This is a genomic window from uncultured Alistipes sp. (assembly GCF_963931675.1).
In the GTDB taxonomy this organism is placed as follows: domain Bacteria; phylum Bacteroidota; class Bacteroidia; order Bacteroidales; family Rikenellaceae; genus Alistipes.
The window spans coordinates 2,693,835-2,714,181 of sequence record NZ_OZ007039.1 but is presented as its reverse complement, the minus strand read 5'-3'; the positions used below and the strand labels follow the sequence as shown (position 1 = coordinate 2,714,181).

16 protein-coding genes, 1 tRNA gene and 1 pseudogene are annotated in these 20,347 nt (G+C 60.2%); 6 read left to right on the top strand and 12 right to left on the bottom strand.

Annotation, left to right across the window (positions count from 1 at the left end):
* Nucleotides 1-110: 110 nt before the first annotated feature.
* Complete coding sequence (locus tag ABGT65_RS11530) at nt 111-725, bottom strand: TetR/AcrR family transcriptional regulator (protein WP_346702319.1); 615 nt, start codon at nt 723-725, stop codon at nt 111-113.
* Nucleotides 726-1,152: 427 nt separating this feature from the next.
* Here ABGT65_RS11530 and ABGT65_RS11525 point away from each other — a divergent pair.
* Nucleotides 1,153-1,334, top strand: a pseudogene (locus ABGT65_RS11525) (tyrosine-type recombinase/integrase); the annotation flags it as partial.
* Nucleotides 1,327-1,400 (top strand) — tRNA-Met (locus ABGT65_RS11520). The pseudogene ABGT65_RS11525 and the gene ABGT65_RS11520, both read left to right, overlap by 8 nt.
* A 149-nt stretch (nt 1,401-1,549) precedes the next feature.
* Here the strand turns inward: ABGT65_RS11520 and ABGT65_RS11515 are convergent.
* The 9 genes from ABGT65_RS11515 to ABGT65_RS11475 form a co-directional block, all read right to left on the bottom strand.
* Nucleotides 1,550-3,406, bottom strand: a complete 1,857-nt coding sequence (locus ABGT65_RS11515) for a biotin/lipoyl-containing protein (RefSeq protein WP_346702318.1) — start codon at nt 3,404-3,406, stop codon at nt 1,550-1,552.
* A 287-nt stretch (nt 3,407-3,693) separates the two neighbouring features.
* Nucleotides 3,694-4,281 carry an HAD family phosphatase gene (locus tag ABGT65_RS11510; RefSeq protein WP_346702316.1) on the bottom strand — a complete coding sequence of 196 codons (588 nt, stop codon included), beginning with the start codon at nt 4,279-4,281 and terminating at the stop codon, nt 3,694-3,696.
* Nucleotides 4,282-4,417: 136 nt separating this feature from the next.
* Nucleotides 4,418-6,634, bottom strand: a complete 2,217-nt coding sequence (locus ABGT65_RS11505) for a sodium-translocating pyrophosphatase (protein WP_346702315.1) — start codon at nt 6,632-6,634, stop codon at nt 4,418-4,420.
* 179 nt (nt 6,635-6,813) lie between these two features.
* Complete coding sequence (gene nqrF / locus ABGT65_RS11500; protein WP_346702314.1) at nt 6,814-8,076, bottom strand: NADH:ubiquinone reductase (Na(+)-transporting) subunit F; 1,263 nt, start codon at nt 8,074-8,076, stop codon at nt 6,814-6,816.
* Between the two features lie 20 nt (nt 8,077-8,096).
* Entirely contained in the window at nt 8,097-8,726 is a 630-nt protein-coding gene (gene nqrE, locus ABGT65_RS11495; protein ID WP_346702312.1) for an NADH:ubiquinone reductase (Na(+)-transporting) subunit E, read from the bottom strand.
* 11 nt (nt 8,727-8,737) lie between these two features.
* Complete coding sequence (locus ABGT65_RS11490) at nt 8,738-9,364, bottom strand: NADH:ubiquinone reductase (Na(+)-transporting) subunit D (RefSeq protein WP_346702311.1); 627 nt, start codon at nt 9,362-9,364, stop codon at nt 8,738-8,740.
* Entirely contained in the window at nt 9,357-10,277 is a 921-nt protein-coding gene (locus ABGT65_RS11485) for a Na(+)-translocating NADH:ubiquinone reductase subunit C (RefSeq protein WP_346702309.1), read from the bottom strand. The genes ABGT65_RS11490 and ABGT65_RS11485 overlap by 8 nt, the downstream gene beginning before the upstream one ends.
* 7 nt (nt 10,278-10,284) lie before the next feature.
* A complete protein-coding gene (gene nqrB / locus ABGT65_RS11480; protein ID WP_346702308.1) occupies nt 10,285-11,394 on the bottom strand; it encodes an NADH:ubiquinone reductase (Na(+)-transporting) subunit B in 1,110 nt (369 codons plus the stop codon).
* A 20-nt stretch (nt 11,395-11,414) separates the two neighbouring features.
* A complete protein-coding gene (locus ABGT65_RS11475; protein ID WP_346702307.1) occupies nt 11,415-12,770 on the bottom strand; it encodes a Na(+)-translocating NADH-quinone reductase subunit A in 1,356 nt (451 codons plus the stop codon).
* Nucleotides 12,771-13,052: 282 nt separating this feature from the next.
* On the opposite strand from ABGT65_RS11475, the gene ABGT65_RS11470 reads away from it, so the two are divergent.
* The 4 genes from ABGT65_RS11470 to ABGT65_RS11455 are packed head-to-tail and all read left to right on the top strand — an operon-like array spanning nt 13,053 to nt 16,051.
* Nucleotides 13,053-13,811: a TatD family hydrolase gene (locus ABGT65_RS11470; RefSeq protein ID WP_346702305.1), complete on the top strand. Its 759-nt coding sequence runs from the start codon at nt 13,053-13,055 to the stop codon at nt 13,809-13,811.
* The gene (locus tag ABGT65_RS11465; protein WP_346702303.1) at nt 13,804-14,526 is read left to right on the top strand and encodes a tRNA threonylcarbamoyladenosine dehydratase; all 723 of its coding nucleotides are present in this window, start codon (nt 13,804-13,806) and stop codon (nt 14,524-14,526) included. The genes ABGT65_RS11470 and ABGT65_RS11465 overlap by 8 nt, the downstream gene beginning before the upstream one ends.
* A gap of 59 nt (nt 14,527-14,585) precedes the next feature.
* Nucleotides 14,586-15,524, top strand: a complete 939-nt coding sequence (locus ABGT65_RS11460) for an NAD(P)-dependent oxidoreductase (protein WP_346702301.1) — start codon at nt 14,586-14,588, stop codon at nt 15,522-15,524.
* A 2-nt stretch (nt 15,525-15,526) separates the two neighbouring features.
* Nucleotides 15,527-16,051 (top strand): prolyl-tRNA synthetase associated domain-containing protein, encoded by a 525-nt coding sequence (locus tag ABGT65_RS11455; protein WP_346702299.1) that lies wholly within the window; start codon nt 15,527-15,529, stop codon nt 16,049-16,051.
* 110 nt (nt 16,052-16,161) lie between these two features.
* On the opposite strand, the gene gpmI is transcribed toward ABGT65_RS11455, so the two are convergent.
* Nucleotides 16,162-17,691: a 2,3-bisphosphoglycerate-independent phosphoglycerate mutase gene (gene gpmI / locus ABGT65_RS11450; protein WP_346702298.1), complete on the bottom strand. Its 1,530-nt coding sequence runs from the start codon at nt 17,689-17,691 to the stop codon at nt 16,162-16,164.
* Between the two features lie 22 nt (nt 17,692-17,713).
* The gene (alaS, locus tag ABGT65_RS11445) at nt 17,714-20,335 is read right to left on the bottom strand and encodes an alanine--tRNA ligase (protein WP_346702296.1); all 2,622 of its coding nucleotides are present in this window, start codon (nt 20,333-20,335) and stop codon (nt 17,714-17,716) included.
* Between the last annotated feature and the right edge of the window lie 12 nt (nt 20,336-20,347).

The window sequence follows — 20,347 nt, the reverse complement described above, 5'->3', positions numbered from 1 at the left end:
TACCGTTTGGTCATTTTTTCATGGAGACAAAGATAGCATAAAAAAGCAAAAATATGACCGCGTGGTCATATTTTTGCCTCAAATCGTAAAAAAAGCCGCTGAAAGCCTGCTCAACGCTTCAGCAACCCATATATATAGAGAAAACGTTTACGGAGAATTCCGACATCAAGGCCATCGGAGAAAGACATCTGGTATGAGAGTCCGATGAAGACCTGCCGGAACAGAGCTGCAGCTTCTTGAATATCGATCTCTTCGCGCAGTTCGCCCTGCTCGACACTCCGGCCGATGACGTCGCACCAGAGCCGGAACTCCTTTTCCATCCATTCATGGAGCTTATGCTTGCCATCGGGATAATAGAAAAGCACCTGCTGGAAAAGGTGAAAATAACCGGCATTGGCCAACCTTCCGGGCATCTTCTCCCGCTGGATGTTGCCCAATCGCACGATTTCGGCCATCGTGCGCTCCACACCCTCGACGTATTTGTCGATGAAGTCGCGCAGCGACCCGTCTGACGGGGCGAACTTGTTCCCTGGATCCTGGAGATGGAAGAGATAGCGGTCGGCCACGGCGATGAAGAGGTCGAGTTTGGTGGGATAATAGTTGAAGATCCCCGTCTTGGTCAACCCGACGCTATGGGCGATCATTTGCAGGCTTACACTCTCGTAATTCATCGCCATGAAGAGTTGCAGGGCATTTTGCAGAATCTCTTCCCGATTGGTTTTCATGACTTAAATATATTTACTTTTCAAAGATACGATCATTATTCGGGAAAATGGTCATGTTTTTCCATTGAATGTTGCGTCTTTTTGCAATGCCGGTGATTTCCTGATCCCAATGCCCCTTTTTATTTTATGAAGTCTTGCGATACGGTTGTACGTTTTGTGATTTTTTCGTCTTTTCCTCCTGTCGCCTCAGACCGCCTCTGGCGGCGCGGTTTGTTTGCGCAAAATTTTCATTGATTATTGCATAATATATTGATAATCAACTCATAAAACTTATTCAACAAGGAAAAATATTAATAACCTTCGAACCAGCTAAACAATTAAATACCAACGCGATGAACAAAGACGATTTGTTTGTCGCGGCTGTTTTTTTCTCAAAAAACGGGTTTGTTTGCCTAAAGTACATGACCCCTGCTCCTCCACAGGAATATTGAAAATCTTCTTCTTTGCGTTCCACGCCTGCGGACTCCGTGTGGTGGATGTGATGACCCTGCAATGGAAACATATTAACTTCGCAAGAAAAGAGTTGCGGAAGATTATGACAAAGACTAACAAACGACATGCATACCGCTTACTGAACCTGCATTACATATATTACAGCAATGGCGGGATAGCTCAGCTGGTTAGAGCGCATGATTCATAATCATGAGGTCGAGAGTTCAAGTCTCTCTCCCGCTACTGAAAAGGACCGAATCTGGATTCGGTCCTTTTTTGTGGGTCGTGCCCAGCACACCCCATCTCCCAAAACACGGAAATATACGAGAAATCCGCCCGCAACATCTGTTGCGGGCGGATTTCTTCACACTCCTACAAACTTACAAGGCCGGTCAGCCGATGTCAACCAGCGGAGCGTCCGTAGCCACATTCTGGCCCTCGCTGACGAAGATCTGCTTCACCTCACCGGCATAGTCCGTCGTAATGGAATTCTCCATCTTCATCGCTTCCAGCACCAGAACCTCGTCCCCGGCCTTTACCCGGTCGCCGACCTTCACCTTCACCTCGATCACACGACCCGGAAGCGGTGCCGTTACGGCTTTGCCCATGATCGTGATCGGAGCCTCCTCGGCAACAGCGGCCTTCTTCTCCTCGGCAGCGGCAGCCGGTTTCGAAGCCTCGTAGGCCTTCACCTTCTCGTTCGTCAGGAAGGTCTTCGCCACCAGCGGGAACAACTCCAGCAGCAGCACCTCCTTCTCATTGGCGGCCAGCTTGACACCGCCGGCCTCCGGAAGTTCCGGATTGGGCTGCATCTGGTATTTCGACGTATCGTAAGGAGTCTCCTCACGCACCCCGCAGATCTTGAACCGGAACTCCGGGTCGATCTTCACCGGCGTCTTGCCGTACTCACCCTTCACCAAGCCCACAAACTGCGACGACTTGTTCGTGTACATCGGACGCCCGGCCTTCTCATCCAGCGCGCAGTTCACGGCCTGAGCCCCCACGATCTGCGACGTCGGCGTAACCAACGGCGGAAGACCCGCGGCCAGACGAACCGTCGGAATCAACTCCATGGCCCGCGGCAGAATCTCCTCGGCCTTCAACTGCTTGAGCTGGGCAACCATGTTCGAATACATGCCGCCCGGGATCTCGGCCTTCTGAACGAGTTCGTTCGGGGCCGGGAAGCCAAAATAGGCCTCAATCTTGCGGCACGCGTCGATCGTACCGGCCTCGTCGTCCGCCTGAGCAGCCTGGATGGCGCAGTCGAACAGCGCGTCAATCTCCGCCGGAAGCTCATCCGTCAGCGGGTTGAACGCCTTCGGTTCGGGTTTCTCCACCCCGAAGACCGACTGGTTGAGCTCCTTGCGGATCTCACGCAGTTGCGTGTTGATCTTCGCCACGGCCTCCATGTTGACTCCCAGGTCGATACCCAGTTTCTTGCAGAAGACATAGACCAGCTCGATGGCCGGAGCTCCCGTACCGCCGGCGAAATACCAGCAGTTCGTGTCCACGATGTCCACACCGGCAACGATGGCCGCCAGCACCGAAGCCAGACCGTAACCCGGCGTGCAGTGGGTATGGAAATCCACCGGAATCGAGAGGTGCTGCTTGAAGAGCTTGACCAGCGTGGCCACACGCCGCGGCGGGATCAGCCCCGACATGTCCTTGATCGTGATCATGTCGGCGCCCAGAGCCGCCATCTGTTTGGCTTTATCCAGGAAGTAGGCGTCGGTGAAGACCGGTGCCGGATTTTTCTTTCCCTTGAGTTTGTCCCAGAGGCTCAGCTCCGGATATTTCGGGTCCACCGTATAGCAGACCGCACAGTCGGCGATACCGCCGTACTGCTTGACGTATTTCACCGTGGATTTCACGTTGTCGACATCGTTCAGCGCATCGAAAATACGCATGATGCCCAGACCGCTCTCGATCGAATTGCGGCAGAAACCGTCGATAATCTCGTCCGTATAGGGCGAATAACCGAAAAGATTACGTCCCCGCGACAGAGCCGTGAGTTTCGAGACATTGCCTACGGCCCGGTAGATCGTCTCCAGACGCGTCCACGGGCTCTCGTTCAGATAGCGCATCACCGAATCGGGTACGGCGCCGCCCCAAACCTCCATCGCATAGAAGTTCGCATCCTTGTAGAACGGAAGGCAGCGGTCGATCTGTCCCTGGTTCATACGCGTTGCAAAGGACGACTGCTGGCCGTCGCGCAACGTCAGATCTCTGATTTTGAGATTTCGTGCCATTTGTAATTCGTTTTACTGTTATTACAATAACAAAGGTAATAAAGCCTTTCGAATTTACAACCTTTTTACAGGAAATTTTTATTAAAACAACCCGATCCGCTTACTTTTCGTAAAAATCGGGGCGAAAGGTATTTCGGGGAGGGGTAGCGGATAGCAGTGTATGAGGGTGGGGAGAGGATTGGGAAGGGGCGAAATTCGGGGAAGGCGCCAGACATGCGTCCTGAGACAGACGTTCCGGGCCGCAGGGTCCGAAACGCATTTCAGAGAGGATTCGAAAGAGGGATCGGTCAGAGCAGGCGCTCCCGCAGCCCGGCACACGATGCGGCCGGATCCCGATGGTCGAACAGGAATCCCCGGATCCCCAGCGCCCCGGCCGCCTCGATATTCGCCGCACGGTCGTCGATGAAGAGCGTTTCGGCTGGATCGAGGTCATAACGGTCGAGCAGGATCCCGTAGATGCGCCGCTCGGGCTTCACCGTCAACTCCTCGCACGAAACAACATCGCCGTCGAACAATCCGTAAACCGGGAAGCGCCGCAGGTGCGCAATGAATTCGCGGGCCATGTTCGAAAGCACGTAAAGCCGATAGCCCGCCGCCTTCAGGTCGCGCACCAGCGCCTCGGTCGCCGGAATCGGCTCCTGCAGGTCGATGGCCTGCTGCAGCACCTCCGCACAACGCTCATACGGGCGGCCCGTCATCTCCGCGAGGGTTGCGGTCACCTCCTCCAGCGTATTCGTGCCCCGGTCGTACTCCTCCCAGAAGCGCGGCATCTGCGGAGCCCGCAGAAATCCGAAAAACTCCAGCAGCTCCGGGTCGCACTTCTTCCTGTCACGGGCGAACAGCACGCCGCCCAGATCGAAAACGATATTTTTCATGGTCTCACGCTTCACAGCCGCAAAGATACGCATCCCCGGGCGCAGAAGCAAATTTTCAGACCGCTACCGCTCACCTCCCGCAGCAAAAAAGCGGTTCCCCCGCACGGAGGAACCGCCCTTACGGAGCGAAGCGGTATCAGAAGATATGCCACGCCACCGTCAAACCGGCCATGACGATCGAAACCATCGACATCAGCTTGATGAGGATGTTCAGCGACGGGCCCGACGTATCCTTGAACGGATCGCCCACCGTATCGCCCACGACCGTAGCCTTGTGGCAGTCGGAGCCCTTGCCGCCGAAGTGTCCCTCCTCGATCATCTTCTTGGCGTTGTCCCACGCACCGCCCGCGTTGGCCATGAAGACCGCCAGCACGAAGCCCGAGCTCAATCCGCCGACCAGCAGGCCCATCACGCCCGCCACACCGAAGATCAGCCCGACAGCCACCGGAACGATGATCGCCAGCAGGCTCGGGAGCAGCATCTCACGCTGTGCCCCGCGGGTCGAGATGGCCACGCACCGCGCATAGTCCGGCGTACCCTCACCCGTAAGGATGCCCTTGATCTCGCGGAACTGGCGGCGCACCTCCTGTACCATGCTCTCGGCGGCCCGTCCCACGGCGTTCATCGTCAGGCCGCAGAACAGGAACGACATCATCGCTCCGATAAACAGGCCGATCAGCACCGTGGGGTTCATCAGCGAAATATGGTAGTAGTCCATGAAGTCCAGAATCGAGGCATCCTGCACGAAGCGCGTCGCTCCGCTCGGCAGATCGAGCATCGTCACCCCGTTATGCAGCAAGCCGATGCGGATCTCCTCGATGTACGAGGCCAACAAGGCCAAAGCCGTCAAAGCGGCAGAGCCAATCGCGAAGCCCTTGCCCGTGGCGGCCGTCGTGTTGCCCAGTGCGTCGAGGGCATCGGTACGTTTGCGGACTTCCGGGCCCAGGCCGCTCATCTCGGCATTACCGCCGGCGTTGTCGGCAATCGGACCGTAGGCGTCCGTGGCCAGCGTGATGCCCAGCGTCGAGAGCATTCCCACCGACGCAATGCCGATGCCATAGAGGCCCAGCGACAGGTTCTGCGGAGCCAGCATGTTCTTCACGTCGAAACCGATCGCGCAGAGGTAGGCCAGGATGATCGCCACGCCGATCGTCACCACCGGGATGGCCGTCGAGATCATGCCCGACCCGACGCCCGAGATGATCACCGTCGCAGGTCCCGTCTGCGAGCTCTCGGCAATCTTCCGCGTCGGTTTGTACGAATGCGAGGTGTAGTACTCCGTGGCCTGGCCGATCACAATACCCGCCACGAGTCCCGTGATCACCGAGAAGGAAAGGCCCACCCAGTTCTGGATCCCCAGCAGATAGAGAATCCCGAACGCCGCAACGGCAATCAGCGCCGAACTGAAGTTCACACCCACACCCAGCGAGCGGAGCAGTTCGCGCATCGTGGCCCCCTCCTTCGTGCGGACCAGGTAGATGCCCAGGATCGACAGCACGATACCCACCGCAGCGATGAGCATCGGGGCCAGCACCGCCTTCAGCTGCAGGGCTTCGTTCCCCGCCGCGGCAAAGGCCGCAGCGCCCAGGGCCGCCGTGGCCAGGATCGAACCGCAGTAGCTCTCGTAGAGGTCGGCACCCATACCGGCCACGTCACCCACGTTGTCGCCCACGTTGTCGGCAATCGTCGCCGGGTTGCGCGGGTCGTCCTCCGGAATCCCGGCCTCAACCTTGCCCACCAGGTCGGCGCCCACGTCCGCGGCCTTCGTATAGATACCGCCGCCGACGCGCGCGAAGAGCGCCTGCGTCGAGGCTCCCATGCCGAAGGTCAGCATCGTCGTGGTGATGATCACGAGTTTCTGGGGTCCCGTCACGTCAACAAAGGCGTTCAGGATGAGGTACCAGAACGAAATGTCCAGCAGACCCAGGCCCACGACCACAAGGCCCATCACCGCACCGCTGCGGAAGGCCACCTTCAGACCGCGGTCCAGCGACTGACGCGCCGCATTGGCCGTACGGGCCGAAGCGTAGGTCGCCGTCTTCATGCCGAAGTAACCGGCCAGACCCGAGAAGAAACCGCCCGTCAGGAAGGCAAAGGGAACCCACTCGTTCTGCACCCCCGCGCCGTAGGCCAGGTAGGCAAAGAACAGCGCCAGCACCACAAAGATGATGCTTACGACCTTGTACTGCTGGCGCAGGTAGGCCATCGCACCCTTGCGCACGTGTGCGGCAATTTCACGCATACGGTCCGTACCTTCGTCCTCGCGCTTCATCAGCCGGTAGAAGCCCCACGCAAAGGCCAGGGCCACGACCGATGCCGCAGGTACGACCCAGAAAATCGTTGGAATGTTCATAATTTCGCGTATTTTAGGTTGAATTTCTACAAAGATACGAAAAGCTGTGTGCAGTGCCAAACAAAAAAACGATGTTTTTCGGTTTGACGCGACCGGGCAGCCTCCATCCCCGGCATAGCCCCGAACACAAAAAAATCGGGGCCTCACGGTCCCGATTTTCAGAATCTGCAACCCGGATGCTACGATCCGAAGTTGTCGTAGAGGATGTTCTCCGGCGGTACACCCAGCGAATCGAGCATATTCACCACCGACGAGATCATCATCGGGGGTCCGCACATCAGGTAGATGCAGTCCTCCGGTGCCTGGTGATGCTTCAGGTAGTTCTCGTAGAGCACGTTGTGCACGAAGCCCGGCGTATAGGGGATACCGGCGGCATCGGCCTCCGGATCCGGACGGTCCAGCGCCAGGTGGAACTTGAAGTTCGGGAACTCCTCCTCGATCTCGTGGAACTCGTGCAGGTAGGGGGCCTCCTTCATGGCGCGCGCTCCGTACCAGAACGATACCGGACGCTTCGTCTTCTCGGTCTTGAACAGGTGCATGATGTGGCTCCGCATCGGCGCCATACCCGCACCGCCGCCGATGAAGATCAGCTCCTGCGTATCGGGCAGGTTGTCCGGCAGGAAGAACTCCCCGTAAGGTCCCGAAATCGTCACCTTGTCGCCCGGCTTGCGCGAGAAGATGTACGACGAGCAGATACCCGGGTTCACCTTCATGAACGTACCCGTGGCACGGTCGAACGGAGGCGTGGCAATACGGATGTTCAGCATGATGATGTTCCCTTCGGCCGGGTGGTTCGCCATCGAGTAGGCGCGGAACGTCGGCTCGGGGTTCGTCGTCACCAGATCCCACATCTTCATCTTGTCCCAGTCGGCGCGGAACTTCTCGTCCACGTCCATGTCCGAGAACTTGATCGCATCGTACTTCGGAATGTCGATCTGGATGTAACCGCCGCTGCGGAACTTCAGGTTCTCACCCTCCGGAAGCTTCACCACGAACTCCTTGAGGAAGGTCGAGATATTGCGGTTCGAAACCACCGTGCACTCCCACTTCTTCACGCCCAGAACAGCCTCCGGAACCCGGATCTTCAGGTCGTTCTTCACCTTCACCTGGCATCCCAGACGCCAGTGGTCCTTGGCCATCTTCCGCGTGATGAAGCCCGTCTCCGTGGGCAGGATGTCGCCGCCGCCCTCCAGAACCTGGCACTTGCACATCCCGCACGAACCGCCGCCGCCGCACGCCGAGGGAAGGAATACCTTGTTGTTGGCCAACGTCGACAGAAGCGTCGAGCCGCTCTCCGTCGTAATGACCTTCTCGCCGTTATTGATGTCGATCGTAACGGCCCCCGACGTCGTCAGCTTCGCCTTCGCGTACAGAAGCAGCGCCACCAGCACCAGCGTGATGATCAAAAAGGCCGCAATCGCTATTAAAATCGTTGTAGTCATTGTTGCGAATTCTTCTTAGATTAGAACTGAATGCCCGAGAAGATCATGAAGGCGATACCCATCAGACCCGTGATGATGAAGGCGATACCCGGGCCCTTCAACGCCGCGGGAATGTGCGAGTAGGTCGTCTTCTCGCGGATGGCCGCCATCATCACGATCGCAAGCCACCAGCCCAGACCCGAGCCCAGACCGTAGACGACCGACTGCCACAGCGTATCCAATTCCCCGGCGTCGACCTTCTGCTGCATGAACAGCGAACCGCCCATGATCGCACAGTTCACCGCAATCAGCGGCAGGAAGATGCCCAACTGGTTGTAAAGCGCCGGCGAGAACTTCTCGACGATCATCTCGACCAGCTGCACGAACGCCGCAATCGTCGCTATGAAGACGATGAACGACAGGAAGTTCAGATCCACACTCTCCGGAACCGCAGGAATCCACGCATGAAGCGCGCCCGGCCTGAGAATGTATTCATACAGGAGATAGTTCAACGGTACGGTCATCACCATCACGAACGTAACGGCTGCTCCCAGTCCGAGGGCCGTCTTCACGCTCTTCGACACGGCGATGTACGAACACATGCCGAAGAAGAAGGCGAAGACCATGTTGTCGATAAAGATCGACCGGATAAAGAGATTCAATGATTCCATATGCTACCCTCCTATTTTTCCTGTAAGTCCTTGTTGCGCGAGCGGTGCACCCAGATGATGCAACCCACGATGATCAGCGCCATCGGCGGGAAAAGCATCAGACCGCAGTTCGAATAGAAACCGCCTTCGGCCATGTACCAGCTCTCGGGAATGATCCGGAAGCCCAGCAGGCTCCCCGAGCCCAGCAGCTCCCGGAAGATGGCCACGATCACCAGGATCAGGCCGTAACCCAGGCCGTTGCCGATACCGTCGAGGAACGAAGCCCACGGCTTGTTGCCCAGGGCGAAGGCCTCCACGCGGCCCATGACGATACAGTTCGTGATGATCAGTCCCACGTAGACCGACAACTGTTTCGAAATCTCGTAGACGTAGGCCTTCAGCACCTGGTCCACCAGAATCACAAGCGCCGCAATCACCACCAGCTGCACGATGATGCGGATACGCGCCGGAACGCCGTTGCGCAGCAGCGACATCACCAGGTTCGAGAAGGCCGTCACGACCGTTACGCTCAGCGCCATCACGATCGCGGGCTTGAGCTGGACGGTCACGGCCAGTGCCGAGCAGATTCCCAGAATCTGAACGATCACCGGGTTGTTCGCCGAGAACGGACCCGTCAGATATTTCATGTTGTTACTCATGGCTTTCTGCATTTTCTTCGTTAGACACTTCCGCGGCCACAGCCTCCGTCTCCGCGGCGACCCGCTTCGATTCCAGCAGCGGCAGGTAGTTCTCCAGGCTGTTGCGGAGCATCGCCGTCACACCGTCCGAAGTCTTCGTGCCGCCCGTAATGGCATCCACCTCGTGCGCCGGGTCCTTCGCCCCGCCCTTGCGAAGCGTCACCGACACGAACTCGTCACCCTCGAAAATCGTCTTCCCGACGAATTTCGCCTGATACTTCGCCGTGGCGATCTCGTCACCCAGACCCGGGGTCTCACCCTTGTGGGCCATGATGATGCCGGCGATGGTATTCATGTCCTTCTCCAGGGCCACATATCCCCACACGGGGCCCCACAGGCCCATACCCGTCACGGGAATCACCACGCGGCCGTCCTTGGACTCGAAGATCGGGAACTTCCCGGCGGCAAAGGCCCCCGGAAGGTCGTTCAGCAGCGCGAAGACATCCTCGCCCTCGACGCGCGCCCCGGTGTTGTCAATCACATAGGCGTCGATCACATCTTCATATTTCACCGTCTGGATCAGATCCTCGGCTGCAACGCCCTGTTTCTGGGCGTCGCCCGCGTAGAGCGACAGCAGGATCGATTTCTTCTTCTCGTTGAGTTCGTTCTCGTACTGGCGTTTCTGGAGCCCCAGGGCGGCCAGCGCCAGCAGCGTGGCCACGATGACGACCATCACCGTCGAGTAGAGAACAATATAGGCGTTGTTGTCCGTATTGCTGAACAGGCCCTTCTTCTTCGGAGCCGCCGCGTCGGCCGACTCCTTCAGTTCGGTAAACTCCGATGCCGGAGCCGCGCAAACGGGACACGTTGCGGGTGCGGCATCCCCTTCGTGGATATAGCCGCAAACGTTGCATTTGAATCTTTTCGTTGCCATGGTTCCCCTATTTTGCGAGTTTCACACGTTTCTTGCGCCGCGAGATGTTCGCCTCGACCACGAAGTAGTCTACGAGCGGTGCCAGCGCGTTCATGAAGAGGATCGAAAGCATCATACCCTCGGGGTAGGCCGGGTTCACCACGCGGATCAGCACGGCCAGCGCGCCCGTCATCAGGCCCACGATGTACTTGCCCTTGTTGGTCTGGGCCGAGGTCACGGGATCCGTGGCCATGAAGACCGCACCGAAGGCGAAACCGCCCACGATCAGGTGCCACCATGCCGGATACGTCGTCACGCCCAGTGCCTGGAACAGGTAGCCCATCGCCAGACCGCCGACGAAGACCGAAACCATCGTGCGCCACGACGCGATGCCCGTAAAGAGCAGGATCGCGCCGCCGATCAGGATCGCCAGCGTCGAGGTCTCGCCGAACGACCCCGGGATCATGCCCAGGAAGGCATCCAGCGGCGAATAGGTCATCGTGCCGGTCGAGGCTAACTGTTCGAGGGCCGTAGCGCCCGAAACGCCGTCGACCTGTGCGCCCATCATCGTCCAGGTCGAGTACCAGACCGTCTCGCCCGACATCGAGGGCGTATAGGCGAAGAAGGCAAACGCTCGGGCCAGCAGCGCCGGGTTGAAGACGTTCATGCCCGTTCCGCCGAAGACCTCCTTGCCGAAGATCACGGCGAAGGCCGTCGAGAGGGCCACCATCCACAGCGGGGTCGAAACGGGGAAGACCATCGGGATCAGAAGGCCCGTCACGAGGAAGCCCTCGTTGACCTCATGCCCGCGCACCTGTGCGAAATAGAATTCGATGGCCAGACCCACGATGTACGACACGCACACCATCGGAAGCACCCGGACCAGTCCGTAGAAGAAGGCCCGGAAACCCTCCAGACCCACCTGCGAGCCCGTCCACCAGCACCCGAACAGGAATGCCGGCATCAGCGCCAGCACAACCATGATCATCGTGCGTTTCATGTCGTTGCAGTCGCGGATGTGCGCACCCTTCACGGTCGTCGTGTTCGGAACGAAGAGGAACGTCTCGAACGCATCGAACGTCGACTCCAGGAAGCCCAGTTTCCCGCCTTTCGAGAACGTGGGCTTGATTTTATCCATCAGTTTGCGAAGTCCCATCTTTAAGCCTCCTTGATCATTAAGTTAATACCGTCGCGGATGATCTGCTGGATCTCGATCTTCGAGGGATCCACGAACTCGCACAGCGCGAGATCCTCCTCCGTCACCTCGTAGATGCCCAGGTTCTCCATCTTCTCGATGTCGCCCGCCAGGCACGCCTTCAACAGGTACATCGGGTAGATGTCCATCGGCAGATACTGCTCGTAGAGCCCCGTCACCACGAAGGGGCGCTCGCCGCCGTTCAGGTTCGTATCCAGATCGTAGGCCTTGCGCGGGCACAGCCACGAGAAGTAGGCCCGCGATACCGAGAACTTCTTGAAGCGCGGCATCGCCCAGCCCAGCAGTTCGTACTTGTCGCCCTCGGGGATGGCCGTCAGCTGATGGGCGTAGAAGCCCAGGAAGCCGTCGAGCGACGTCTTCGTACCCGTCAGCACGTTGCCCGAGATGAAGCGGATCGAGTCGCCCTCCTGCTGCGCCTTGACATTGCCCTTGACGATCGAGTCGACCCTGGCGCCGTCGATGACGCGCACGTACTGCGGGTGCTCGATCTCCGAGCCCGCCACGGCGATGGTCTTCGTCCGGTCGACACGCCCCTCGTTGAACAGGCGGCCGATGATTGCCAGGTCCTGAATATTCACCGTCCAGACCAGATCGCCCTTGTTGATCGAGTCGATGTGGTGGATCTGCACGCCCACGTTACCTACGGGGTGTTTCCCGGCAAAGGTGTGCAGTTCGACACCCTTGAGCTGGGGCATCTGCCCTTCGCTCTTCGCGCGAACCGAGAGGTGAACCTTCCCCGGAGTGAGCTTGCGGAGCACCTCGATACCCGTCTGGAGGTCCTTCTGTTCGCCTTTCAGCGCGAAATTGTAGTCCGGAGCCTGGGGCGCCGAATCGAACGCCGAGACAAAGATCGCCTTCGGCGTGTCCACGGGGTCCGCAATGATGCCGTAGGGCCGCTGGATGATCATCGGCCACAGACCCGAACGGAGCAAAAGTTCGACAATCTCCTCACGCGCGGCCTTTTCGAGACCCGGCACCGTGAACGTCTCGTACTCCTGCCTGGAGTCCGGGGTCACAGCCACCGAAAGCACCTTGCGCTTCTCACCCCGATTGATGGCCGACACCGTGCCGCTGACGGGAGACGTGAAGAGTATACGCTCGTTGAACTTGTTGAAGAACAACGCCGTACCGGCCTTCACCCGATCACCCACCTTAACCAGCAATTTCGGTGTCACACCCTCGAAATCCAGGGGCGAGAGGGCATACTCCGAAGCCATCGGCGCTTCCGCCAGCGACTCCTGGGGTTTGCCCACCAGATTGATGTCTAAACCCTTGCGTAATGTAATGATTTTCGACATGGTTAAAGAGTTTGAATTATTTTGTGTGTTTGGTTGCTTTCCTGACTGCCGTCCGTCACCGACACATCCCGCGTCCCGTCCGTCACTGGTACACCCCGTGCACCGTCCGTCACTGGCTCGCCGGAATCCGCCGTTTTTCACTGCGCGTTTCCCTGTCCGGCCCTGGCTGTTAGCAAACTAACAATCATTTCGCGTGCGAAAGTACAAAATTTTTCCGATAAAAGCCATCCCGCAATGCATTATTTTTTAAATTTACTTAAAATTCCTATTTTTGTCTCATCGATGCTTCCTTATATAAATATACATACCCACCGTCCCACGGGCCGCGGAATCGAACTCCGCACCGCGGGCATACATCCCTGGGAGGCTGATTCTCAGGATGTAGAGGCCTTTGCCGCCCGGTTCGCCGACAAGGGCGGACGCATCGGAACCGGAGTTGCCGGGGAAACAACCGCCGGGACGGGGCGTGTCGGAGAGGGAGTTGTCAGGGACGAGACCGCCGGGACGGGTCATGTCGGAGAGGGAGTTGTCAGGGACGAGACCGCCGGGACGGAGCGTGTCGGGAACGAAGCCGCCGAGGTGCAGGCCATCGGCGAAACCGGACTCGACTTCGCCTGTCCGGTCCCCCGCGAAGCCCAGTTCGCCGCCCTGCGCGCGCAACTCGACCTGGCCCGACGCACCGGACGGCCCGTTGTACTGCACTGCGTGCGGGCCTTCGAGCCGCTGATGCGCGAACTGGCCGCCTGTGAACCTCGGGCCGTGATCTTCCACGGGTTCATCGGCTCCCCCGAACAGGCCCAGCAAGCCCTGCGGAGAGGTTATTACCTCTCGTTCGGAGAGCGGACCTTCGCGTCGTCCAAAACCCTCCGGGCCCTGTGCGAAACGCCCCTCGGACAGCTCTTCTTCGAGACCGACGCCGCCGGGGTGACCATCGAGGAGATCTACGCCCGGGCGGCCGAAGCGTTGGGTCGCCCGGTGGAGGAGCTGCAACGCGCCACCCTCGAAAATTACAAACGCCTATTCGAAACACAAAATGGATAACTGGCTGGAGAGAACGGAACTGCTGTTGGGCGAGGAGAAACTCGCCCGCTTGAAACGGGCCCATGTCCTGGTCGTCGGGCTGGGCGGCGTGGGGGCCTATGCCGCCGAGATGGTGGCCCGGGCGGGCGTCGGAAAGATGACCATTGCCGATGCCGATGCCGTGAACACTACGAACATCAACCGCCAGCTCGTCGCCCTGCACTCGACCGTCGGACGGCAGAAGGCCGACATCCTGGCCGAACGCCTGCGCGACATCAACCCCGAAATCGACCTCACGGTCGTCAACCGCTACATCCGCGACGAGGAGACCTACCGGCTGCTCGATGCCGCGCGGTACGACTACGCGGTCGATGCCATCGACACCCTCTCTCCGAAACTCGCCCTCATTGCCGCGGCGCTCGAACGCCGCCTGCCGCTCGTCAGCTCGATGGGCGCCGGGGCCAAGACGGACCCCACGCGGATCGAGATCGCCGACATCGCGAAAACCCACCACTGCCCGCTGGCCCACATGCTCCGCAAACGCCTCCACAAAATCGGCATCCGCAGCGGATTCCGCGCCGTCTTCTCGCCCGAACCGATCCGCGAGGGCGCGATGATCCTCTGCGAGGAGCAGAACAAGAAATCCAACGTCGGGACCATCTCCTACATCCCGGCCGCATTCGGAATCGCCTGCGCCTCGGTGGTCATCCGCGGGCTGATCGGCGAGCTCGACTGACCCCCGGAACCGCCCCGGACATCCGTAAAAGCAAATCGTCCAAACAATCGAAAATACCCATGAAACCCAACATCGTCTTTCTGGATGAATACTCGCTCGGAGGCGCCGACCTCGCGGCCATCCGCTCGCTCGGCAACTACACGGCCTACGAAACGACCCGTCCCGCGGAGATCGTCGGCCGCTGCCGCGAGGCCGACATCGTCATCACCAACAAGGTGCCCTTCGATGCCGCGACACTCCGCGCCCTGCCCCGCCTGCGGCTGATCTGCATCGCCGCAACCGGCATGAACCACATCGACCTCGCGGCTGCGGCCGAATGCGGCGTCACCGTGAAGAATGCCGTCGGATACTCGACCCACGCCGTGACCGAAACCACCATCGGCGCCGCCATCGCCCTGCTCCGTCAGGTCGTCTACTACGACCGCTACACCAAAGAGCATTACGCCGGAGCCGGGCGCCAGTTCCATTTCGGCCGCACGACCCGTCAACTCTACGGATCCCGCTGGGGGATCGTCGGGCTCGGCAACATCGGCCGCAACGTCGCCCGCGTCGCCGAAGCCCTCGGCTGCGAGGTGGCCTACACCTCCACCTCGGGCGTCGTGCGCGAGGAGCCCTACCCCGCCCGGCCGCTCAACGAGCTGTTGGCCTGGGCCGACATCGTGTCGGTGCACTGTCCGCTGACCGACCGCACCCGCGGGTTGATCGGGGCACGCGAGTTGTCGCTCATGAAGCCCTCGGCACTCGTGATCAACGTGGCACGCGGCGGCATCGTCGACGAGGCCGCCCTGGCCGCAGCCCTCGATGCCGGACGGCTGGCCGGGGCGGCGCTCGACGTCTTCGTCCACGAGCCCCTCGAGCCCGGAAATCCCCTGCTCGCCGTCCGCGAACCCGACCGGCTGCTGCTCTCGCCCCACAACGCCTGGTCGCCCGTCGAAGCGGTCGAGGTGCTCGTCGGGTGCATCGCCCGCAACATCCGCGAAAACTGGAAAAACAACTGAACATGGAGACGACAGAAACCACCCCGCTGACCCCCGACGAACGCCGCCAGCGGGTCTTCGACTGGCTCGACGCCCACGCGATCCGCTACACGTGGTATGAGCATCCCGAAGCCCCGACCATCGAGATCGCCCGCCAATACTGGCACGACGACGGCTCGAAGCATTGCAAGAACCTCTTCTTCCGCAACCACAAGGGTGACCGCCACTACCTCGTATGCTTCGACTGCGAGCAGGCGATGGCCATTCACGACCTCGAACACCGCCTGCATCAGGGCAAGCTGTCGTTCGCCTCGGAGCAGCGCATGGAGCGTTGGCTGGGACTGCGGCCCGGATCGGTCTCGCCTTTCGGGCTGATCAACGACCCGGCGAACCACGTCCACCTCTTCCTCGACGCCCGGCTCCGGGAGTGGCCCGCCCTCTCGTTCCACCCCAACGACAACCGCGCCACGGTGGTCATCGCGCAGGAGGAGTTTGCGAGGTTCCTCGCCGCCGTCGGCAACTCCTACGAGTATATCGAACTTTACTGACGGCTCTTCCGCGCCCACAGCCTGCACAAAAGCCCCGATCTTCCGTGGAAGATCGGGGCTTTCCTGATCTGAACGACCTGTCTCTCTATCGAGAGGCCGCCGTCGGAACCTTATTTCATCTCGACGAGAACCTTGCCGGTCATCTCCGCAGGCTGCGGAAGTCCCATCAACTTCAGCACCGTCGGGGCGACATCGGCCAAAATGCCGTTATGCACGGCCTTCACGCGGTCCGAAACCACCACGATGGGCACCGGATTCAGCGAGTGCGCCGTGTTGGGCGTGCCGTCCGGGTTGATCGCGTTGTCGGCGTTCCCGTGGTCGGCGATCATCACCACCTCGTAGCCGTTGGCCTTCGCAGCCTCCACGACCTTCTCGACGCAACCGTCTACGGCCTTCACCGCCTTCACGATCGCCTCGTAGACGCCCGTGTGGCCCACCATGTCGCCGTTCGCAAAGTTCAGGCAGATGAAGTCGAACTTCCGCTCGTTCAAGGCAACAACCAGCTTGTCAGCCACTTCCGGAGCCGACATCTCAGGCTGCAGGTCATACGTCGCCACCTTCGGCGAGGCAACCAGGATGCGCTCCTCACCCTCGAACTTATCCTCGCGGCCGCCGTTCAGGAAGAACGTCACGTGGGCGTACTTCTCGGTCTCGGCAATGCGCAGCTGCTTCAGGCCCTGTTTCGAAACCCACTCGCCGATCGTGTCGGGCACGTCGGCCTTGTCGAAGAGGATGTGCAGGCCCGTGAACTTCGCGTCGTAGGGCGTCATGCAGCAGTAGTACAGCGGCAGGGTGTGCATCCCCGCTTCGGGCATATCCTGCTGCGTGAGGACGATCGTCAGCTCCTTGGCGCGGTCGTTGCGGTAGTTGAAAAAGATGACCAGATCGTTCTCACGGATCAGGCCCATCGGCTTCCCGGCCCCGTCGACATGCACGATCGGCTTGATGAACTCGTCCGTCACGTCGGCGTCGTAGGACTTCTGCACAGCGGCGACCATGTCCGTATCGTGCTCGCCGATGCCCTCCACCAGGGCGTCGTAGGCCACCTTCACCCGCTCCCAGCGCTTGTCGCGGTCCATCGCATAGTAGCGGCCGATCACCGTGGCGATCTTGCCTCCCGTCTTCGAGAGGTGCTCCTCCAACTGCGCGATGAAGCCCTTGCCGCTGTGCGGGTCCGTGTCGCGGCCGTCCATGAAGCAGTGCACGTAGGTGCGCTCCGAGACGCCGTACTCCCTGGCGATGTCGCACAGCTTGAAGAGGTGCTCGAACGACGAGTGTACGCCGCCGTCCGACGTCAGGCCCATGAAGTGCACGCCGGCACCCTGCGCCTTCGCATACTCGAACGCCTTGACAATCTCGGGATTCTTCAGAATCGAGTTGTCGCGGCACGCCCGGTTGATCTTCACCAGGTCCTGATAAACCACACGCCCTGCACCGATATTGAGGTGGCCCACCTCCGAGTTGCCCATCTGGCCGTCGGGCAGTCCGACATTCTCACCGTCGGTGCGCAGCTCGGCGTGCGGATATTGCTCGGTCATCGCCGAGATGTAGGCCGGGTGCACCGTCGAAATGACGTCCGCCTTGTCGTGGTGGCCATTGCCCCAGCCGTCGAGGATCATCAATAATACCTTGTTGCTCATATCTCTCTCGTTTTTTTGATTGTTACTTCATCTGGGCCGCAATCAGCTCCACGGCCTTGTCGATCGCAGCCTGCAGGCCGTCGGCATTCTTGCCGCCGGCCGTGGCGAAGAAGTTCTGGCCGCCGCCGCCGCCCTGCATCAGTTTCGCAGCCTCGCGGACCACCGCCCCGGCATTCACGCCCTGAGCCGTGATCTCGTCGCCCAGCATCACCGTCAGCGTCGGCTTGCCCTCGTACAAGGAACCCACGACCAGTACCAGCCGCGGCATCCGCTGCCGCAAATTGTAGGCCAGGTCCTTCACGAAATCCGGACGACGGTCCGTCTGCATAGCAAAGAGCTGCATTCCGTTCCGTTCGGGAGCCGACGCGGCGATCTTGTCCGCCCACTGCGAAACCTGCTCGCGACGCATCGTCTCAACCTCCTTCGAGAGGGCCTCGTTGCTTTCGAGCATCTTCTTCACGGCCTGCACCACCTGCGGGTTGTTCAGGTATTCGGCCACGTTGCGCATCGTATCCTCCGCTGCGTAGAGCATCTTCTCGGCCTGTTCGCCCGTGACGGCCTCGATACGACGCACGCCCGCCGAAATGGCGCTCTCCGAGAGGATCTTGAAGAATCCGATCGTTCCCGTAGCCCGCGTGTGCGTACCGCCGCACAGCTCCACCGACGTCCCGAAGCGCACCATGCGCACCCGGTCGCCGTACTTCTCGCCGAAGAGCATCATCGCTCCGGCTGCCGCAGCCTCCTCCTTCGTGGCCTCGCGGTTCTCGACGAGCGGGTAGTCGGCGCGCACAGCCCGGTTCACCAGACGCTCCACCTCGCGCAACTGCTCCGGGGTCACCTTCTGGAAGTGCGAGAAGTCGAAGCGAAGCATCTCCGGCGTAACGAGCGAACCCTTCTGCTCGACGTGCGTACCCAGCACCTTGCGCAGCGCCTCGTGCATGAGGTGCGTGGCCGTGTGGTTGTTCGCGGCATTCTGGCGCTTCTCCGGGTCGACCTTCGCGGTGAATTCCGCAGCGGGATTCTCCGGCAGCTGGTTCACGATATGGATGATCAGGCCGTTCTCCTTTTCGGTGGCGACGACCGGAATCCGCTCGTTGGCGCTCTCGATCACGCCGATGTCACCGATCTGACCGCCCGAATTGCCGTAGAACGGCGTGCGGTCGAAGACCAGTTGGTAGGAGGTCTTGCCCTTGGTCGTCACACGGCGGTAACGCGCGATGCGGACCTGTTCGGTCAGCGTGTCGTAGCCCGTGAAAACGCTCTCCTTGATCGGGAAGAGCTCCACCCAGTCGTCCGTATCGACGGCCGCAGCGTTGCGCGAGCGCTCCTTCTGGGCCTGCAGCTCCTTCTCGAAGGCCTCGAGGTCCACCTCCACGCCCTGTTCGCGGGCGATCAGTTCCGTCAGGTCGATCGGGAAGCCGAACGTATCGTACAACTCGAAGGCGTCCTTGCCCGAAATGCGACTGCCGCCCTCCTTCTTCGTGCGGGCGATCACGCCGTCCAGCAGGTTGATGCCCGTGGCCAGCGTCCGCAGGAACGATGCCTCCTCCTCCTCGATCACCTTCTCGATCAGGGTCTGCTGCGCCTTCAGCTCCGGGAACTGGCCCCCCATCTGCTCCACGAGCCCCGGAACCAGCCGGCAGAGCGTCGGCTCCGTGAAGCCCAGGTAGGTGTAGCCGTAGCGCACGGCACGGCGCAGGATGCGGCGGATCACATAACCCGCCTTGACGTTCGACGGAAGCTGTCCGTCGGCAATCGAGAAGGCGATGGCACGCAGGTGGTCGGCGATCACACGCATGGCCACGTCCGACTTCTCATCCTCGCCGTAGCGCTTGCCCGCCATCGAGGCGATGCGCGAGATCGTCGGCTGGAAGACATCCGTATCGTAGTTCGATTTCTTGCCCTGCAGGATCATGCAGAGGCGCTCGAAGCCCATGCCCGTATCGACGTTGCGCGCCGGGAGCTCTTCGAGCGATCCGTTGGCCTTGCGGTTGAACTGCATGAACACCAGGTTCCAGATCTCGATCACCTGCGGATGGCCGGCATTGACCATCTCCCGGCCCGGCTTCGCTGCAATCTCCGCCTCGTCGCGCAGGTCGAAGTGGATCTCCGAGCAGGGACCGCACGGACCCGTCTCGCCCATCTCCCAGAAGTTGTCGTGCTTGTTGCCGCGGATGATGTGGTCCTCGGGCAGGAAGCGCTTCCAGTAGTCGTAGGCCTCCTGGTCGAACGGAACCCCGTCCTCCTCCGAACCCTCGAAAACCGTCGCGTACATCCGCTCGGCGGGCAATTTGTAAACGTCGTGCAGCAGTTCCCAGGCCCACTCAATCGCCTCCTTCTTGAAGTAATCGCCGTAGGACCAGTTGCCCAGCATCTCGAACATCGTGTGGTGGTAGGTGTCGTGTCCGACCTCCTCCAGGTCGTTGTGCTTGCCCGACACGCGCAGGCACTTCTGCGTATCCGCTACCCGCGGGTACTTCCGCGGCGCATTCCCCAGGAAGATGTCCTTGAACTGGTTCATGCCCGCATTGGTGAACATCAACGTCGGGTCGCCCTTCACCACCATCGGCGCCGAAGGGACAATCGTGTGACCCTTCGACTCGAAAAAGTCCAGAAAGGCCTGTCTGATTTTATTTGACTCCATCATATATCGATT

Excerpts from the sequence above, each read along its gene's own strand:
- ABGT65_RS11530 (WP_346702319.1), bottom strand. The coding sequence starts at position 725 with ATGAAAACCAATCGGGAAGAGATTCTGCAAAATGCCCTGCAACTCTTC.
- ABGT65_RS11515 (WP_346702318.1), bottom strand. The coding sequence starts at position 3,406 with ATGGCACGAAATCTCAAAATCAGAGATCTGACGTTGCGCGACGGCCAG.
- ABGT65_RS11510 (WP_346702316.1), bottom strand. The coding sequence starts at position 4,281 with ATGAAAAATATCGTTTTCGATCTGGGCGGCGTGCTGTTCGCCCGTGAC.
- ABGT65_RS11505 (WP_346702315.1), bottom strand. The coding sequence starts at position 6,634 with ATGAACATTCCAACGATTTTCTGGGTCGTACCTGCGGCATCGGTCGTG.
- nqrF (WP_346702314.1), bottom strand. The coding sequence starts at position 8,076 with ATGACTACAACGATTTTAATAGCGATTGCGGCCTTTTTGATCATCACG.
- nqrE (WP_346702312.1), bottom strand. The coding sequence starts at position 8,726 with ATGGAATCATTGAATCTCTTTATCCGGTCGATCTTTATCGACAACATG.
- ABGT65_RS11490 (WP_346702311.1), bottom strand. The coding sequence starts at position 9,364 with ATGAGTAACAACATGAAATATCTGACGGGTCCGTTCTCGGCGAACAAC.
- ABGT65_RS11485 (WP_346702309.1), bottom strand. The coding sequence starts at position 10,277 with ATGGCAACGAAAAGATTCAAATGCAACGTTTGCGGCTATATCCACGAA.
- nqrB (WP_346702308.1), bottom strand. The coding sequence starts at position 11,394 with ATGGATAAAATCAAGCCCACGTTCTCGAAAGGCGGGAAACTGGGCTTC.
- ABGT65_RS11475 (WP_346702307.1), bottom strand. The coding sequence starts at position 12,770 with ATGTCGAAAATCATTACATTACGCAAGGGTTTAGACATCAATCTGGTG.
- ABGT65_RS11470 (WP_346702305.1), top strand. The coding sequence starts at position 13,053 with ATGCTTCCTTATATAAATATACATACCCACCGTCCCACGGGCCGCGGA.
- ABGT65_RS11465 (WP_346702303.1), top strand. The coding sequence starts at position 13,804 with ATGGATAACTGGCTGGAGAGAACGGAACTGCTGTTGGGCGAGGAGAAA.
- ABGT65_RS11460 (WP_346702301.1), top strand. The coding sequence starts at position 14,586 with ATGAAACCCAACATCGTCTTTCTGGATGAATACTCGCTCGGAGGCGCC.
- ABGT65_RS11455 (WP_346702299.1), top strand. The coding sequence starts at position 15,527 with ATGGAGACGACAGAAACCACCCCGCTGACCCCCGACGAACGCCGCCAG.
- gpmI (WP_346702298.1), bottom strand. The coding sequence starts at position 17,691 with ATGAGCAACAAGGTATTATTGATGATCCTCGACGGCTGGGGCAATGGC.
- alaS (WP_346702296.1), bottom strand. The coding sequence starts at position 20,335 with ATGGAGTCAAATAAAATCAGACAGGCCTTTCTGGACTTTTTCGAGTCG.